The organism is Rhizobium sp. YTUHZ045 (assembly GCF_051124255.1).
Classification (GTDB): Bacteria; Pseudomonadota; Alphaproteobacteria; order Rhizobiales; family Rhizobiaceae; genus Rhizobium.
In genome coordinates this window covers 2,726,182-2,741,413 of sequence record NZ_CP101432.1, presented here as the reverse complement: position 1 = coordinate 2,741,413, position 15,232 = coordinate 2,726,182, and the positions used below count along the sequence as shown (strand labels likewise).

The 15,232-nt window shown below is 57.9% G+C and carries 17 protein-coding genes, 1 tRNA gene and 2 pseudogenes; 10 read left to right on the top strand and 10 right to left on the bottom strand.

Annotated elements, in window-relative coordinates; translation table 11 throughout:
• Nucleotides 1-235: 235 nt before the first annotated feature.
• Nucleotides 236-973 (bottom strand): SIMPL domain-containing protein, encoded by a 738-nt coding sequence (locus tag NMA58_RS13825; protein WP_430960377.1) that lies wholly within the window; start codon nt 971-973, stop codon nt 236-238.
• 426 nt (nt 974-1,399) lie between these two features.
• Here NMA58_RS13825 and NMA58_RS13820 point away from each other — a divergent pair, with 426 nt between their 5' ends.
• Nucleotides 1,400-1,951 carry a hypothetical protein gene (locus NMA58_RS13820; RefSeq protein ID WP_434710635.1) on the top strand — a complete coding sequence of 184 codons (552 nt, stop codon included), beginning with the start codon at nt 1,400-1,402 and terminating at the stop codon, nt 1,949-1,951.
• 157 nt (nt 1,952-2,108) lie between these two features.
• On the opposite strand, the gene NMA58_RS13815 is transcribed toward NMA58_RS13820, so the two are convergent.
• Nucleotides 2,109-2,252 carry a hypothetical protein gene (locus tag NMA58_RS13815; RefSeq protein WP_168296739.1) on the bottom strand — a complete coding sequence of 48 codons (144 nt, stop codon included), beginning with the start codon at nt 2,250-2,252 and terminating at the stop codon, nt 2,109-2,111.
• 249 nt (nt 2,253-2,501) lie between these two features.
• Between NMA58_RS13815 and NMA58_RS13810 the strand changes: the two genes are divergently transcribed.
• The 5 genes from NMA58_RS13810 (at nt 2,502) to NMA58_RS13790 (ending at nt 7,961) form a co-directional block, all read left to right on the top strand.
• A complete protein-coding gene (locus NMA58_RS13810) occupies nt 2,502-2,696 on the top strand; it encodes a hypothetical protein (protein ID WP_085778846.1) in 195 nt (64 codons plus the stop codon).
• Nucleotides 2,697-2,835: 139 nt separating this feature from the next.
• Nucleotides 2,836-3,462 (top strand): outer membrane protein, encoded by a 627-nt coding sequence (locus tag NMA58_RS13805; protein ID WP_085778845.1) that lies wholly within the window; start codon nt 2,836-2,838, stop codon nt 3,460-3,462.
• A 383-nt stretch (nt 3,463-3,845) separates the two neighbouring features.
• Complete coding sequence (locus NMA58_RS13800; RefSeq protein WP_434710632.1) at nt 3,846-5,363, top strand: AAA family ATPase; 1,518 nt, start codon at nt 3,846-3,848, stop codon at nt 5,361-5,363.
• Nucleotides 5,360-5,998, top strand: coding sequence for an HNH endonuclease (locus NMA58_RS13795; RefSeq protein WP_434710630.1), 639 nt, complete (start codon nt 5,360-5,362; stop codon nt 5,996-5,998). The genes NMA58_RS13800 and NMA58_RS13795 overlap by 4 nt, the downstream gene beginning before the upstream one ends.
• A 208-nt stretch (nt 5,999-6,206) precedes the next feature.
• Entirely contained in the window at nt 6,207-7,961 is a 1,755-nt protein-coding gene (locus NMA58_RS13790; protein ID WP_434710628.1) for an ATP-dependent nuclease, read from the top strand.
• A gap of 147 nt (nt 7,962-8,108) precedes the next feature.
• Here the strand turns inward: NMA58_RS13790 and NMA58_RS13785 are convergent.
• Nucleotides 8,109-8,643 (bottom strand): annotated as a pseudogene (locus NMA58_RS13785) (integrase core domain-containing protein); the annotation flags it as partial.
• Between the two features lie 55 nt (nt 8,644-8,698).
• Between NMA58_RS13785 and NMA58_RS13780 the strand changes: the two are divergent.
• Both NMA58_RS13780 and NMA58_RS13775 read left to right on the top strand, forming a co-directional pair.
• Nucleotides 8,699-8,929 (top strand): annotated as a pseudogene (locus NMA58_RS13780) (DNA adenine methylase); the annotation flags it as partial.
• Nucleotides 8,930-9,139: 210 nt separating this feature from the next.
• Complete coding sequence (locus NMA58_RS13775) at nt 9,140-10,186, top strand: YaaC family protein (protein WP_434710626.1); 1,047 nt, start codon at nt 9,140-9,142, stop codon at nt 10,184-10,186.
• 224 nt (nt 10,187-10,410) lie between these two features.
• Here NMA58_RS13775 and NMA58_RS13770 read toward each other — a convergent pair.
• Nucleotides 10,411-10,486: transfer RNA gene (locus NMA58_RS13770), tRNA-Ile, on the bottom strand.
• A 221-nt stretch (nt 10,487-10,707) separates the two neighbouring features.
• On the opposite strand from NMA58_RS13770, the gene NMA58_RS13765 reads away from it, so the two are divergent.
• On the top strand, nt 10,708-11,076 hold the full coding sequence (locus NMA58_RS13765; RefSeq protein WP_434710624.1) for a response regulator: 369 nt from the start codon (nt 10,708-10,710) through the stop codon (nt 11,074-11,076).
• A gap of 131 nt (nt 11,077-11,207) precedes the next feature.
• Here the strand turns inward: NMA58_RS13765 and NMA58_RS13760 are convergent, their stop codons facing one another.
• The 3 genes from NMA58_RS13760 to NMA58_RS13750 form a co-directional block, all read right to left on the bottom strand.
• The gene (locus NMA58_RS13760) at nt 11,208-11,399 is read right to left on the bottom strand and encodes a hypothetical protein (RefSeq protein WP_020921840.1); all 192 of its coding nucleotides are present in this window, start codon (nt 11,397-11,399) and stop codon (nt 11,208-11,210) included.
• Entirely contained in the window at nt 11,396-12,061 is a 666-nt protein-coding gene (locus tag NMA58_RS13755; RefSeq protein ID WP_085778842.1) for an acyl-homoserine-lactone synthase, read from the bottom strand. The genes NMA58_RS13760 and NMA58_RS13755 overlap by 4 nt, the downstream gene beginning before the upstream one ends.
• 213 nt (nt 12,062-12,274) lie before the next feature.
• Nucleotides 12,275-13,000 (bottom strand): LuxR family transcriptional regulator, encoded by a 726-nt coding sequence (locus NMA58_RS13750; protein WP_434710621.1) that lies wholly within the window; start codon nt 12,998-13,000, stop codon nt 12,275-12,277.
• 123 nt (nt 13,001-13,123) lie between these two features.
• Between NMA58_RS13750 and NMA58_RS13745 the strand changes: the two genes are divergently transcribed.
• Entirely contained in the window at nt 13,124-13,318 is a 195-nt protein-coding gene (locus NMA58_RS13745; protein ID WP_020921837.1) for a hypothetical protein, read from the top strand.
• A gap of 855 nt (nt 13,319-14,173) precedes the next feature.
• Here the strand turns inward: NMA58_RS13745 and NMA58_RS13740 are convergent.
• The 3 genes from NMA58_RS13740 to NMA58_RS13730 all read right to left on the bottom strand — a co-directional run bounded on the left by NMA58_RS13740 (nt 14,174) and on the right by NMA58_RS13730 (nt 15,126).
• Nucleotides 14,174-14,470 carry a GIY-YIG nuclease family protein gene (locus tag NMA58_RS13740; protein WP_221112189.1) on the bottom strand — a complete coding sequence of 99 codons (297 nt, stop codon included), beginning with the start codon at nt 14,468-14,470 and terminating at the stop codon, nt 14,174-14,176.
• A gap of 184 nt (nt 14,471-14,654) precedes the next feature.
• Nucleotides 14,655-14,894: a DUF2934 domain-containing protein gene (locus NMA58_RS13735; RefSeq protein WP_097597907.1), complete on the bottom strand. Its 240-nt coding sequence runs from the start codon at nt 14,892-14,894 to the stop codon at nt 14,655-14,657.
• Between the two features lie 25 nt (nt 14,895-14,919).
• Entirely contained in the window at nt 14,920-15,126 is a 207-nt protein-coding gene (locus tag NMA58_RS13730; protein ID WP_085778840.1) for a hypothetical protein, read from the bottom strand.
• Nucleotides 15,127-15,232: the final 106 nt, after the last annotated feature.

Genomic DNA, 15,232 nt, shown 5'->3' with positions numbered 1-15,232 from the left:
GCTGTCCTGTCGATGAAAATAACGAGATCAGCCCTCATCCGCCTGCCGGCACCTCTCCCCGCTCCGGCGGGGCGAAGGGGATATCTCGCTAGCTCTCTGTTCCCCGCTGAGCTCTCGTAGGGCACGTCCCCTCTCCCCGTCAGAACGGGGAGAGGGTTAGGGTGAGGGGCATCGGCGCTAGCAGGCGGCCGCCAGCAGTCAGCACACGGCGTCAAAAGACGCGCCGCGCTTCCGTTTACTGCTCGATGGCGAAGGTTACGGTGACGCTGACAGTGTAATTGTTCTCGCCGCCCTGGACGGGGACGGCAGCGTCGGCTTCCTTCATCATCGTGGCGCGATAAACGGGCTGCGGCAGCGGGCGCGGCTCATTCTCGTTGATTTCGATGATGCGGCCGAGCTTGACGCCGGCGGCTTCGCTCAGCGTTTTCGCCTTCTTGACGGCTTCGGCGACGGCGTTCTTGCGCGCCTCTTCGAGCGCCGCATCCGGCTTGTCGTTGGTAAACTGGATGTCGCCGCCCTGATTGATGCCGAGTGTCACCGATTGGTCGATCACCTGGCCGAGCTTGGAAAGATCGCGCAGGCGCACAGTGACCGAATTGATAGTCTGGTAGCCGATCAGCTGCGGCTGCTGCTGCTGGCCATCGACCGGCTGCGGATAATTAAACTGCGGCTGGATGGAGAAGCCCGAGGTCTGCAGGTCGCGCTCGGCGATGCCGCCGTCCTTCAGCGCCTTCAGCACGTCATTCATCGCCTTGTTGTTCTCGTCGAGCGCTTCACGGGCGGTCTTCGCCTGCTTGACGACGGCGAGATTGACGACGGCCATATCGGGCGCCAAGGACGATTCGCCATCGCCCGTCACCGAAATCACCGCCTCACGCGGCTTTGCTTCCTGCGCCAATACAGGCGCGGCACTGCCGAGCGGCAGGGCCAGAAGGGCAGTCATCACAAGTGTCTTGGACAGAATCGGCGCCATGTTTCATTCCCTAGTTGTCGTATCCCGATGAGCTTTCTGTCGGTTGATTGTGAAGCTATTGCGGCGGAAGGGAAGGGGGCGGTGACGGATCGGGAGAAAAATGTGAGGGTGGGAGGAGTAGGCGTTCCGTGGCCGCCCGCTCTGGCCGGCCATCTACCCCACAAGCGGGGGATTGGCTGGGTGCGATCGCCCGCCAAACGATCAGCGTTCAGCCCGGCGAAACGCTGGAGAGACGCGAAGATTTCGCCACTAGTGATCTCCCCACCTGTGGGGGGATGCCCGGCAGGGCAAAGGGGCGTGGCACGGAAGGCCTGCATTCCTGCATCTTCCAACGCTCACCTTCCCAAATCCCGCAAAGCTGCTAGCAATGACGGCGGGTTAAGCAACAGGGTCTTCCAGACACGCCATGTCCGGCAAGGGGGCAGCATGCGCTTTATGACAATTCTTTCGATCGGCCTCGCCATCTGTTTGACGAGCTGCAGCCAGGTGGCAGAAAAGGCCGAAAACGCCGCCAACCGCTCATACACCAGCTATGCGCTGGGCAAACCCTATGTGGAGGTCGCCAATCTCGGTCAATCGCCGATGGCGCGGCTCTCCGGCTCCGAAGCAACCTTCGGGCCGGTGATCGGCGCAACACCGTTGAAGAACGGCATGACGATCTACCGACATATGGCGCCCGCCGCCAGGACCGAGACCGGCACGAACTTCGTCGGCCTGGTCGGCAGCTCCACGATTTCCGAGAATAACCGGCTTTCCTATTTCCTGGTCGGCGCCGACGGGATCGTCAAGGATTGGGCCACGGGCTCGGTGCAGGGCAGCGCCAGCGACTGCGTGCGATATATCGGCGGTATCATCAACCGCTGCAATGATATGCGCCAGCTCCAGGCTTCGCTGGCACTCTACGACGCCAGGGTGGCGACCAAGGCCGGTCAACCCATTTCCAGCTGGGGCGAACCGTCTGCACCTGCGATAAACTGAGAATGCGCGGCAGCCCAGGCGAGGTCTTGTACCTCACCCGGCGGCCGGGGCATTGGGCGGCTGACGCTGTCGCGCAGATCTGTGAAACGGTCTTGGGATAAAATCCTGCAAGACCAGCGGCCGAAGCCCGGGAGCGGATCGAAGGACCCGCCGCGCCTCAGGCGCCGAAATCATCCATGAAGGAGGGATGGATCGCGGGCTTACGCTCTTCGCGGGCTTCGCGAATGCGCTGGGGAACCGCACCGAGACCGGCAACAAAACGGGTCAGGAGATTGCGATTGAAAAGTTTCTGTAGGCTCATGGCAGTTCACTCATTCTTTTTTTTGTTAGCTGGCGGCATATATTTTGCGCAGGCTGCCTTAACAACGGGCAATTTTGCATGACAGTTATGTGACAGCGGATGGTCATGAAAAAGCGGGTAGAAAAGCGATCACTTTAGCGTGACAAGAACCCGCCGGAGGCAGTCGATTGCCGCAGATCAATGCTCTCTGCACCGCGGCGTGTAAATTGTACGGTTTGGGTGGAAGCCATGCCCCGAGGAGAAGCTCAGATGAACCGATTTTTCGCATTGATCGCGACCGGAACGCTGATCAGCCTTGCCACGCTCATTTCGGCCTGCACATCGTCAGGATACATCGACCAGACTTCGTCGATCGATGGCGGTTACTACTACGAGAGTCAGCCGCTCAACCCGGCCTGCGGTGGTGGGTTCAGGCCAAGCGATGGGCGTTCGTGCAGTTATTAGAGGGTGCGATACTTGCCATGATCGCTTCGGCGGATATGTTCTCTACCGTGCAGTTATGCGAGTGTGTCTTTGGCGTTACAGCTATTTGTTGAACGAGGCTGTATCCTCCAGTTGTGTTGCAAGACATGGGGTCACGAACATGAAGCTCACGATCGCCACCACTTTTCTAGCACTCGTCGCAACGAGCGCCTTTGCAGCGGATGCAGTGCAGGACGTCCCAGCCGCGCCTGTTGCGGCTGCGCCAGTTTTCACCTGGTCAGGCCCGTATCTCGGCATCGATGGCGGCGCTAGTTGGCTAAACGGTGACTTCAGCGCCGGCGGCGCCAGCGATTCCCAGGATTTCAACGGCGGCGTCTTCGGTGCATTTGCAGGTTACAATTTCCAGTTCGACAACAACATCGTTGTCGGCATCGAGGGCAACCTCGAATACAATTGGAACGAAGAGGAAGCGCTTGGCGCGGATGTCGGCACCGATTGGGCCGGCGCTGTTCGTGGTCGTGTCGGCTACGCCTTTGACAGAGCGCTGCTTTATGGCGCGGCTGGCTGGACCGCTACGCGTGGATACGTTGACCTGCCGGGGCTAGACAAGGAAACCGAGACCTTCAACGGCTACACTGTCGGCGCCGGCGTCGACTTTGCCATCACCAACAACATCTTCGCCCGGGGCGAGTATCGGTATAATGACTTCGGCGAGAAAGACATTCTCGGTGTCGATGTCGACCTCAACCAGCACGAGCTCAAGTTCGGTATCGGCGTGAAGTTCTAAAAGCTGTCCGTTGGATCAGCTGTGAGAAAGCCCCGCCAAAAATGCGGGCTTTTGCGTTTCATGACAATGCCGGCAAAATCCTCCGATCGTTCAGATGCGTCGGCCCCCGGCCCGTCGCACCCGACCGTCGTGGCTTGCCACGCTCAACATTGCGTTGTTCGATCTAGGCTCTAGCGCAACGTGGACCGAATGACGGGACGCTGAAAGTTATCGAAGGTTGCAGAGCTTAGGTTGGTCACGGCCCAGAATTTTTACTCGTTTTACTTGATATTCCTCTGGATTCCCAATCGCAGTTCGTGTTTCCATTTCTTGCCACGCGGGGCGGCGCGCGAGTCGATGGCTGCTCTTTTGCAGCCCAAGGCTTGCGAAGAACGGGAGAGGAAATGGAAGGGTTTAGGTTGCTTCGAGCGGAGGGCGCGTTCGAACTACGCGATCGACAGTCGGCTTTTCACTCCAAGGGCAGTCCATCTGAGTTGATAGATATAGAGTTCGCGCCGGCTTCCCCCGGCTCGACCGGCTCATGGGTATCGGTTGTTATTGGCCGCAATGGCGTTGGGAAAAGTCGCATTCTGGCGGGTATCGCAGACGTGCTCGAATCCCTTGGCGAGCGGCCTTTGCGACGCGATGGTTTCGCGGTATCGCGGATCGAATACATGTTGGGTGATCAACATTGCGTCGTCGAAATCGACCGCTACCGGGTCGTACGTGCAACGGTCAACGGCATAAACCGATCGCTGCACCATCTACCGCTGCCCGAGAAAATTATCGCTTTGACAACGACGCCATTCGACAAATTCCGAATCTCTCGCTTCGTCCAACGTGGTCCCGATGGAAACGATCCAGATAGAGAAGATCGGTATTCGTATCTTGGACTTCGAGATCGCACCGGCCGCGCGTCCACAACGGCAGCAATCTTCCGTGCGCTCGAGGGATTATTCGAGGCCTCTGCGTCGAGTGAGGAGCGACGTGTCAGCATTGCCGACGTCTTCGAATTTCTTGGCTATACGCCTCGTGTAGATGTCAGATATCAACTCTCTGTTGGAGAAGCGCGGCGCCACCTCGAACAAATCGCAGATGGAATGCCGATCGATCACATCATTCGGCCGTATGACCAACCGAGGTCTCCGCGCCCTATTGATCGGCTGATCTACGATCGCGAAGCGTTGGACTGGGTGCGTGAGGTTGGACGGGAGGTCCTAGAGCGATTGCTGCCAGACCGCAGAAGCATCGAGCTCCACGCGGATTTCCGTTCCTACTCCAGTGATGACGGTTTCTTTCAGCGCATCCAGATACTGCGACGTTTTGGCCTGATCAGCATGAAATCCGTTCTGGTGCAAAGAAGTGCGGACGGTGCAGTACTCGATTTGCGGATGGCGAGTTCAGGTGAATTGGGCATCGTGTCCGGATTTCTCGGCTTGGCTTCGGTAATTCGGAGCAACAGCCTAATCTTCGTTGACGAACCTGAGATAAGTCTCCACCCCGAGTGGCAGACGAAATATGTTGAATTGCTGACGAAGACCTTCGCACACTACCGAGGCTGTCATTTCGTGATGGCGACGCACTCGCCATTGATCCTCTCCGATATCGATCCCGATGCATCGAACGTCGTTTCGCTGGATCCAGATCGTCGCAAGGTCGAAAGTGCCCGCGATTTCGCCGGCAAGTCATACGACTTTCTCCTGGCAACTGCGTTTGATGAGCCAGGCAAAAACAACATGTATCTGAAAGAGGAAATCATCAGGGCGCTCCGCCTCGCAGCGGATGGAAAGGTTCGGTCAGCCGAGTTCGTAAAGACGCTCAGAATTCTAACGGACAACCTGCCCAAACTAGACCCGCAAACCCCAGTTGCGAGATTGATTGGCGAGCTTGAGGATGTTGCGAAGGTCGAGGGTATCCGATGATAGCTGAAGCGGTTACCTACGGCGAAGCCGAAAAGGCATTGGTCGACGCCTTTGATTCACTCGAACGCGCGGCAAAAGATCCGGGCTATTGGTCGGACCAGGCGCTTGGGGCGCTTAAGTCGCGCGTGAAAGACTACTATATTGCAATCCAAAACTCGCGCTGCTGCTATTGTGACCGTCATCAAGGGACGGAGAACCATCGCGCATGGGACGTCGAACATGTTGCTGATCGCAACAAATATCCTTGGTTCATGTTCACAGCGAGAAACCTTGCCGCGTCATGTCCCGATTGTAACACTGCTAAAGGTTCTAAAGAGACTCTCACGACGCCGGGACGGAAAACGTATCCCGCTGGCAGCAGTGACTTCCGGATTGTTCATCCGCACTTTGACGATTTCGCGGATCACATCCACAGGGCCGGCCACATCTATCTCCCAAAGTCGAAAAAGGGGAAAAACACCATCGTGATGTGCGATCTCCTGCGCTTCGCTGAGAAGTACATAGAATGGGAAAACAGCGCGACCGACACGCGGTTCGAGAGCGAGGTCAATGCGATCTTCGCAGATGACCGGATGATGGGATTGGCGGCGGTCGAAGATGTCTTGGCCAAACTCCCGAATGGCCCTGCAGCTTAAATTGGATGGAGGGCAAAGATCACGCTAGAGTATCTGAGGTCCTTACGGCGATGACGCCTCGGGGCGTTTTGCAGGATGATTGGACACCCGGCGCCCGTTCATCGGGAAAGCGAGCGCTGCTGGAAGCTGCTCAAGCGTGAGGTTGTAGTTGAATTGTCTAAATCGCGTATAACGTTTTGATACTTGCATATGGACTCCTGTACAACCCATGCTCATCAAGTCGCTGGAATTTTCAGACTATAAGACCTACCCGCATTTCATTGTTTCTGCGAAGGCTAGAAACGTCCTTGTCGGACCGAACAACATCGGAAAGTCGACGGCGCTCGACGCACTCCGAATTGCCTTCGACGTGCTCCGTTTCGCCAACCGTAGAAAGCCAGAGCTGAGGTCGCAAGGGCCGGACGGGGTATGCGCCACCTACATGGTGCCACCGACCGTCGTCCAGACCGACCTCCGTTATTGCGTTCATAACTTCGACGACGGTCCCGCCCGAATCCAGATCAAGATCGATGACGGATCGACGCTGAAGATGAACATTCCGTCGGATGGCGATCTCGAATGTTACCTGGTTTCTGACGCGCGAGTGCAGAAGACGTCGGGCTTCCTTCGGCGGGCTTTCCCACTCGACATTGTGATCGTTCCAACGCTCAGTCCGCTGGAGCAGAACGAGGAGTTTGTTCAGGAAGACACTGTTGAACGAAATCGGTTCGGCCGTCTGGCCAGCAGGAATTTCCGCTCATTCTGGTACCGTCAGCCGGACGACGAGTTTGAGAAATTTGCCGACTTGGTTGAGATGGGATGGCCGGGCTTGCGCATTCGGAAGCCGGAAATTGAGCGGGCGGACGGCAGGCTCATTGCACGGATGTATTTCCGCGACGGTCCAAACGTCCGAGAAGTTCAGTGGTCCGGCTTTGGCTTCCAAGTGTGGATGCAGACAATGATGCATTTGCGCAATGCATCAAAAGATTCAGTCCTCGTTTTGGACGAGCCCGACGTCTATCTTCATCCGGACCTTCAACACCGTCTTCTCAAAATCGTCACGCAACGTGTAGGGCAGTATTTTATCGCGACTCACTCGACCGAAATCATCAACGACGTGGACCCCGCCGACGTTTTGATCCTTCGCCCCGGCGCAAGATCGGCGAAGCGGATCCGCTCAGAAGACGATTTCTCGTCGGTCTATGACGCGATAGGAAGCTCGGAAAACGCGCAGTTCGCGCGGTTGGCGCGAACGAAGAAGGTTCTCTATGTGGAGGGTCATGACACGCGCCTCTTGGCAAAACTGGGCAAAGTGATCGGCGGATCCGATTTTCTTTCTGATTCATCAGTCACTCTGATGAAGACAGATGGTTTCTCGAATTGGTCACGCGTCGCGACTTCCGCTTGGGTGTTCAACCAGTTCTTCGAGTTCAACGTCAAAGTCGCGTCCGTGTTCGACCGCGACTACAGGTGCGATGCGGACGTCCAAGTCTTCATTGACGAGTTAAAGGGGAGCGACGTCTTGTGCTTCGTTCTTCCGTTCAAGGAAATTGAAAACGTGCTTCTCGTGCCCGAAGCGATAAGAAAGGTAGTCGTCAGGTATGGCCGCGCGGACCTTCCGAAGGATTGGGAGACGAGCGTCGACACGATTTTTAGAACAGTAATCGACGGCTTTAAGGAAAAAATCTCGAACAAGACGGCGGGTAAACTGGTCGAATTCGAGCTTTCGAAAAATCCTAAGCGCGATGTGCCGACGCTCTTCTCGACGGCTCTCGACGAGTTCCTAATTAACTGGAAGGAGGCCGCATTTCGTCTCCAGAAGGTTCCTGGAAAAGAGGCGTTCTCCCTGATTGCCAAAGAGATACAGGACAGGTTTGCAGTGACAGTCACTGCTAGCCGCGTAATCGACGAGCTCAAAGTCGGAGACGTTCATCCGCAAGTTCGCGACATGTTCAAAGGCTTGGAAAACTTCTTTGAGAAGTGACGAACGCGCCATTCCTCCACCAAAATGATATAACGACGGCGCACAGGAGAAGTTTACGGGCGGCATTGCTGCTTCTGTGCGTTTGCGCTGACAGCGATCGTGGAAGGGCGCCGGCGCGCGGTGTCATCGCTGACCTTGCCACCAAGTTTATCCAGTTTTGAGTTCGCTCCAGCGGTTTTGGGTTGCTGTTATTCGGGGTCGGTAGCGGCGGGTTGCGGTGCGGAGCCATTTCGGCTGCGCAGCACCGCATCACGTCGCGGGTTGATTGTCTGAGCGAACTCGGCAGGAGTCATCCAGCCCAGTCCAGAGTGCGGTCGATGATCGTTGTAATCGCTGCGCCAGTTTGAGAGTGCTGATCGAGCATGGGTCAGTGACGAGAGGAGAGTTTTATTCAAGAACTCGTCTCGCAGCCGCCCATTGAAGCTCACGATGAAGGCGTTCTGGATCGGCTTGCCAGGCGCGATGTAGTGCCATTTCACCTTGGTACGATCCGTCCATTGCAGGATCCCGTTGCTGGTGAACTCGCTGCCATTGTCGCTGACGATCATCTTCGGCTTGCCACGCCCATTCGATGATCCGGTCAAGCTCGCGGGCAACCCGCACCGGAAAGTGATGTATCGGCGACGAGTGCCAGGCATTCCCTAGTGCAATCGACGACGACCGTCAGCACCCGGAGCCTGCGAATGGCCGGAGCTCACTTAGAAATGGATTTTTTCATCGGGGCAAGGTCAATCCACACGCTGAAGTTTCAGGTGACCAGCCGGCGAGAGTTTGAACGCCTAAAGGCATGCGATCCCGCCACCCTGACTGATCTGGAGCGCGCAGCGCGCTTTATCTACCTTCAGAAAGCCTTCGGTGGAAAGGTTGCAGGGCAAAACTTCGGGGTAGTGACGGACGGCGGTGCGAGGTTCGACTTGACGCGGTTGGCACCGCTGCCGGAGGACGTGCACGAGCGTCTCGCCGGCGTCGAAGGCGTGGCGGCACGGGAACTGTACTAACTAATAAGCTTTTGTTGGCTCCTCCGGGCTCTTACACTAGCCGGTCGCAGACGTTATTAGCTTCTCTCGTTTGAACCGAGGGAACGTCACTTGCGAGAGTTTGAGATACGCGAAATCAATGAAACGCGAGCGGCCGACACTGCATGGCGACGGCTGTCGATATTCCAGGATACTGGTCGAATGGCCGACCTCTTTCTCCGAGAGCGACACGTGCCCAAGGAGCAAAGGAAGAATGTCGAGAAGCACTGCCAACAAATTGCATTCTCCCTCGATCAGGCACGCGAATATTTCCGATCGGCCGAGATCAGTGGCCCCACCACCAGGGCCTTGATGGCCTATTACGGGTTGATCGCTCTCGCGAATGCCGAGGTTTTGTGGCTTGGCGACGGAGAGGTAAGTTTCGATAAACGAGATGATCGCTTTAAAGCTCATGGACTTGAGCTTGTCCAAGGATCAGAGATCTCCGACTTCTCGGTTAGACCTGTGAACGACCACCGAGGGATATCAGGCCTATTTGGGCTCTGGAGGCAACTTTCGACGCACCTACCCCACTACGGCAAGCACACCACCTTTTATCCCCCGAAGAACTCTGAGTGGTCTGCGGCAATCACGTCAAAGGTGAGCAACCTCAGTTCACTCCCCATGCCAGACAGGCCAATAACTCTGATGGAATGCCTAAAGCACATCCCTGCGATGAGGCCGGCGCTGGATGCATATGGCGATCAATCAAGCTTATGCAGAGGTGTGATTACTCAAAGTCGGACAAGCTGGCCGGACGGTGGCATTTCGAACGTGCAGCGCCAGTTTCTTTTGTATGGGCAGACGGACGAGGTATACCAGGATATTTTAGAAAGGTTCCGTCTCGCTCCGAATGTCGTACCGGAGTTCGAGTTTGAGCAGATTGGCAGTGGCATAGCGGTCACTTGGAAAGCACACCCTGATTTTGTTGACGTCGCCAATTTTTCGATGCCAGAAATTTTCGCTCACTCCCTCGATCGCTTATTTTTTGTGGGTTCCGGAGAGTACTTGAATGAATTCGGGTACTATTATTCGGCTCTCTATGTCGCAGGAATGGTCACGCGATATTTTCCTCATATCTGGATTAAGGAGCTTCGAAGGAATTCAAAAGGAGCAGTCTTGATCAATGAGCTAGTTGACCATGCCCTTTTACGGGTGCCAGTCCTTGCTGCATCCGCGCTTGAGCGACGCGTCTTCATTTATGATTAGACGCGCCCACTTTGCGCGTGGCCTCGGGGCGTTTCGATAAGGTGATCAGCGAGGGGTGTGAAGGATAGGCGGACAGCCGGCGCCAAACGTGAGACTTCGAAGGGTTTTTGAATGCCTTTTGAAAGCGGGGTGGTCGATCAATGAAAATTCCGAAATCTAGTGTCAAAAACCCGGTTTTTTCGCGTCCGGCTACATCCATGTTTATTTCGATAACTTAGAATAAATGGTGGGCCCGGAGGGACTCGAACCCCCAACCAAGCGGTTATGAGCCGCCGGCTCTAACCATTGAGCTACAGGCCCTCAGCGTCGGGTGTCCGACGCCGTGGTGCCGGAGGCCGGCACCTGGATGCCGGGGCAATGGTTCCCACGGCATCGGTTCGCTCTAGCCCAAATTGCAGGGAGCCACAAGCGGGCAGGGCAACATCTGTGGATGATGCATATTTCGTGGGCAGAGGCACTGGAACCTTCGCACGGCGGAAACACTTATTCGAATCATATTCCGCTGAAAAGGGCGATTGCAGATGGTGGGTTCGAGCAGTGCCGTGGTGCTCATCGTGGAGGATGAGCCGCTGATCCGGTTCAATATCCTCGATGTGCTTGAGGATGTCGGCCATGTGGCGCTGGAGGCGGCGAATGCGGATGAGGCGCTGGTGGTGCTGAAGGGTCGGCAGGATGTCGATATCCTGTTCACCGACGTCAACATGGCCGGATCGATGGATGGCATCCAGCTTGCCAAACGGGTGAGGGCGATGCGGCCGAATATCGGCATCATCATCACCTCGGGCATGGTGCGGCTCGATCCGATGGCCCTGCCTGCCAATACCGCCTTCCTGCCCAAGCCCTATCTGCACGATACGCTGATTTCGACGATCGATTCCCTGATGGCTTGACGTCCTTGAGACGTTGACGACCCGAGGTGACCGGGGGCGCGCAGCCGCAAAACGGGGACAGGTTTTGCGGCTGCGCGCGAGGCGCTGGGAGGCGTGCCCCTCTTCAGGCGCGGCGGAGGGGACCCGCGCCCTCAGCCGAAGCTGCTCTTCAGCGCCTCATTCTCATGCTGAGCCTTCTTTTCGTAGATTGTGAACAGCGCCATCGAAAGCAGATAGGAGAGGAAGGGATCCCCTATCTGCGTGGCAATGTCGCGGGATGCGAGGACATGGCGCTCCAGGGCGGAGATGTCTTTCGGTGTTGCGGTTTCAACGAGGCGTTTCATGCTGCCATCTCCAGGAATTGCGTCACGACCGAGCGGGCCGGAACATGTCTGACATAAAGGGGTAGGGTCAGGCCGAGGGCGGCGCGCATCTTGCGCAGCACGCGGTCAGATACTTCGAAGGCGCCGCAGCAGACGGGATACTTGCCGTAGCCGTCTGCCCGGCCGAGTTCTTCCACTTCGGCGCCTGCGCGTTTGTAGACACGCTTGAGATAGGGTTCGTAGTTGGAAATCATCGTGTGGATGCCGTGGTCGAGTGCGCATTCGCAGAGCGCCAGCAGCATCATCGAGAAGGCGCGGCCGGCATCGATGTTGGGGAAATCCCTGGCGATCGCCTCTTCGTCGATGCACATGCGCGTGCCTTCCCAGATACCCGGAGCGACGAGATCGGCGGCGGCCGGAAAGGTCTCACGGAAGACGTCGTAGAGAAGCGTCGGACCGGTCGTCGGCATCAGGCGCATGCCGCCATAAAGGCGCGTGCGGCTGTCGTTGCACCAGACGAGGTAGGCCGGAGAAAGTGAATCGTAGCTGTCGCGTTCGTAGGGGCCAATGACGGGAACGTCCCAGCCGAGCTGGTCGGCGAAGACCTTCTTGCGCAGGCGGAACATCTGCTCGAGTACGGCGGCGTATTTCTGATACTCATGTGCCTGAATGATAACGAACATTTTGCCCTCCAGCGTTTGCAGTTCGTGGAGAGCAGAATGGTTCAGGCGTGCCGGATCGGAAATTCCCTCAGATGGGCCCCCTCAGATGGGGGGATTAGCCCAAAAGTATGAGGCTTGAGTCACGACCGGCGAAGACGAGGCGCGGCCGGAAAGATCGCGATCCTCCGGCATTTGAAGCGACACGTCGTATCTTCGGAAAATCGATTTCGATTCTCAGGGATTGATGATGCGCAGTTGCACCGCCCGCGAGGCGGCGGCCGAAATCGTGGCGCAGCCGAGCTTGAAACGGGCGGTCTTCAGGTAATCGCGCGTGGTGTGCTCCGATATGCCCAATATCACTGAGATATCCTTGTAATCCTTGCCGAGCGCCGTCCAGTGCAGACACTCGATCTCGCGCGGCGACAATGTCGGCACCGGATCATGCTCGCCATGCAGTTCATAGACGGCCTTGCGGTGGATCAGATGGGCGATCTCGATCCATTCGTTGCGGCAGCGGCGCACAAGCTCGGCCCATTCCTCGACCGGGATGCGGGCGTTCAGCGACAAGAGCGCGCGGCGTTGCGCCTTGTCGGCGACGGGAATGGAATAGCCGTTGCCGCCGATGCCGTGTTTCTGGGCGTCGACCAGCATGGCATAGGCTTCCGGAGTCGGCTCGACCTCGCTCCAGTCGAAGGGCAGTTGGCGCTCGAAGCCCTGCTTGACGATCGGATCGACTTTCACATAGCTGTTCAAGAGGTAGCGGGAGACCCAGGCATCCGGATAGGTGGTGCGCACGAAGGGGGAATCGATCTTGCTCGCGATCGTCTGGGCGAGATGGTAGGTCACGAAATCGAGACCATATTCCGCCTGGAGAATACGGATGGCGGCATCCACATTGGTTGCAGCCCTGATCTGTTCGAAAGCGGGTTCGAACTTGTCGCTGTAGGTATTCTCGGCCATTTCCATTGTCCCAGTTCTCTCAATCTTACCGCGAGGACCGTCATAAATACAAGGCATCCCCACATATGCGGGGAATGACAATCCGGCCGCCGCCTGCTAGCGCCTTTCATGAGGAGACCTCATATGGACAGCAAGAGACCGTTCGAGATTGCCGAATGCCGACAGGCCGCCAAAGGCCTGAAATCCAGCTGGCAGGACATGGCAGGTTCCGAAGCGTTGATCCGCGCCCTTGTTGCCGAACGCAACGGCGACACCCCTTTGGCGCTGTTCTGGACCGAGGTCCACCGGGCGCTGTGCCAGGAAAACAACGCTTTCTGACATGGTCCGCCCCGGCGGGCGGTGTGAGGCTTTCCCCGACATGAGAGGCCCGGCCGGGCAGCAATCAGCGCCGCGGCCGGATGGAATCACGCTTCGCGCATGCGCACTTTTTCATCCCTGTCCCGTTTCCGATTTTGCGAGGAGAGTGTCGAGCGGCAATGTCGCGGGTGGGTGAAAGAATAACCCGTACTCCATGGATTTATGCCAATATGCTTGACGAAGTGTTTCAAGTGGAAACAGCGGCGTTCGGGGAAGGGGGTGGACTGTGCCATTATCGACGCGCCCGCCGTCTTCAGCGCGCCGCTCCGTCTTCCGTCGAACCAAGCCGCACCCTCTCTCCGCCCTCCGGCGAAGCAAGCCGCATCCCTCTCTCCGCCATCGCGAGACCAGCCACACCTTCTCTCCGCCCTTATCCTGAGGGCCCCCCGCAGGGGCCTCGAAGGACGAGGGTCGGCCACTGGCACCTCCTCCGCAGGCGAGGGTGCTGCTCATCACCCGCCCCCGTCCTTCGAGGCTCCGGCCTTTGGCCTACGCGCTCAGGATGAGGGCTGATCGGGGTGCCGTGTAGCTGATGGTTGATCGGCGAGCCGGGTGGCTGGTGATCTGACGGTGTGCTGCGTGACGAGCGGCTATGGGCTGATCACTGCGCCGTGGCTGGCGAGCTGATCGGGGTGCGCCTTGTAGCGTATCGAGTGGCTGATCTGTATGCCTGGTGTTGAGGCGGCTGGGCGGTCCCTCGCGGTATCTGGCGTTGACACGCCCAAGACCGTCCGGTGCCAGAACCCGCGCCCTCTCTCCGCCCTCATCCTGAGGTGCCCCGCAGGGACCTCGAAGGACGAGGTCGGCCACCGGGGCTTACCTGGCCTTGACCGACCCCCGTTTGGACAAATCTGGCAGCGCCTCGTAGTCCAAGGCGATCAGCGCCTCCTTTTTTCGGCGCGACCAGCCTTTGATCTGCCGCTCGCGGGCGATGGCGTCGATGATGCGGTCGTAGGTTTCGGTAAAGACAAGTTCGACCGGAAGGCGTTTGGCAGTGTAGCCGTCATAGGTCCCGGCATTGTGCTCCCACACACGTGCCTCGATCTCTTGCTTGGTCAGCCCGGTATAATAGGAGCCGTCGCTGCAGCGGAGGATATAGACGGTGACTTCCATGGCGGCAGGCTAGCACGGGGAGCGAGCGGGGGGCAATTGCGCGGCAGGGTGCTCCCGCCGCCAGGGAGGCAGGCTGCGCCCTCCCTCCGCCCTCCGGTAAGGCAAGCCGCACCTTCTCTCCGCCCTCATCCGGAGGCGCCCCGCAGGGGCCTCGAAGGACGAGGCCGGCCACCGGCGTCCTGGATTAACCGGCCTTGGCGGGCGGAGTGAGCCAGCCGTCGCGCGGCAGTTCCGGCCGTTGCGGCTTCGGGCGGAACTTCACCAGCACTTCACGTCCGTCGACGGAGGCCTGCGTGCGTTCCAGCGCGTCCCGCTCGGCGACTGCCTGGCGCCAATGTTCGCTGTCCCGGCCGTCAGGGCGGCCCTGTTCTTCCCAGATCGCATAGGCCCGTTTGCTGATCCACTCATGGCGTCTGTCGCTCATCTATCGATTCCGTTCGTGAAAGGCGTTATTCGGCAATTCTGTCCGGCAGAACAGGCGCGCGGCGCTTGGCTGCCATCAGCAAATCGAGTTCGATCGAGGAAGGCCCGAAACGGGTAAACAGACTCTCGGCCTGGTCGCTGCGCAGGCCATATTTGGAGGCGAATTCATCAAGGCTGTAAGGACGGCCGCGCAGGACTTTGGCCCGCCGCTCCGGTTCACGGATCTGCGTCATTGGTGGTAACCCCATCTGCTTTTACGAAGTGCGCGAACAAAACAGATTACAGCCGCAAAAGTTCCGTGATTTTTCAGGGTTTTTCCCGCCTCCCGCACAATCACAC

Bases quoted from the DNA above. Each gene is read 5' to 3' on its own strand.
- NMA58_RS13820 (WP_434710635.1), top strand. From the start codon at position 1,400: ATGCGCTTTATGACAATTCTTTCGATCGGCCTCGCCATCTGTTTGACG.
- NMA58_RS13765 (WP_434710624.1), top strand. From the start codon at position 10,708: ATGGTGGGTTCGAGCAGTGCCGTGGTGCTCATCGTGGAGGATGAGCCG.
- NMA58_RS13815 (WP_168296739.1), bottom strand. From the start codon at position 2,252: ATGAGCCTACAGAAACTTTTCAATCGCAATCTCCTGACCCGTTTTGTT.
- NMA58_RS13800 (WP_434710632.1), top strand. From the start codon at position 3,846: ATGGAAGGGTTTAGGTTGCTTCGAGCGGAGGGCGCGTTCGAACTACGC.
- NMA58_RS13805 (WP_085778845.1), top strand. From the start codon at position 2,836: ATGAAGCTCACGATCGCCACCACTTTTCTAGCACTCGTCGCAACGAGC.
- NMA58_RS13745 (WP_020921837.1), top strand. From the start codon at position 13,124: ATGGACAGCAAGAGACCGTTCGAGATTGCCGAATGCCGACAGGCCGCC.
- NMA58_RS13790 (WP_434710628.1), top strand. From the start codon at position 6,207: ATGCTCATCAAGTCGCTGGAATTTTCAGACTATAAGACCTACCCGCAT.
- NMA58_RS13810 (WP_085778846.1), top strand. From the start codon at position 2,502: ATGAACCGATTTTTCGCATTGATCGCGACCGGAACGCTGATCAGCCTT.
- NMA58_RS13740 (WP_221112189.1), bottom strand. From the start codon at position 14,470: ATGGAAGTCACCGTCTATATCCTCCGCTGCAGCGACGGCTCCTATTAT.
- NMA58_RS13735 (WP_097597907.1), bottom strand. From the start codon at position 14,894: ATGAGCGACAGACGCCATGAGTGGATCAGCAAACGGGCCTATGCGATC.
- NMA58_RS13795 (WP_434710630.1), top strand. From the start codon at position 5,360: ATGATAGCTGAAGCGGTTACCTACGGCGAAGCCGAAAAGGCATTGGTC.
- NMA58_RS13750 (WP_434710621.1), bottom strand. From the start codon at position 13,000: ATGGCCGAGAATACCTACAGCGACAAGTTCGAACCCGCTTTCGAACAG.
- NMA58_RS13775 (WP_434710626.1), top strand. From the start codon at position 9,140: ATGGCCGACCTCTTTCTCCGAGAGCGACACGTGCCCAAGGAGCAAAGG.
- NMA58_RS13730 (WP_085778840.1), bottom strand. From the start codon at position 15,126: ATGACGCAGATCCGTGAACCGGAGCGGCGGGCCAAAGTCCTGCGCGGC.
- NMA58_RS13755 (WP_085778842.1), bottom strand. From the start codon at position 12,061: ATGTTCGTTATCATTCAGGCACATGAGTATCAGAAATACGCCGCCGTA.
- NMA58_RS13760 (WP_020921840.1), bottom strand. From the start codon at position 11,399: ATGAAACGCCTCGTTGAAACCGCAACACCGAAAGACATCTCCGCCCTG.
- NMA58_RS13825 (WP_430960377.1), bottom strand. From the start codon at position 973: ATGGCGCCGATTCTGTCCAAGACACTTGTGATGACTGCCCTTCTGGCC.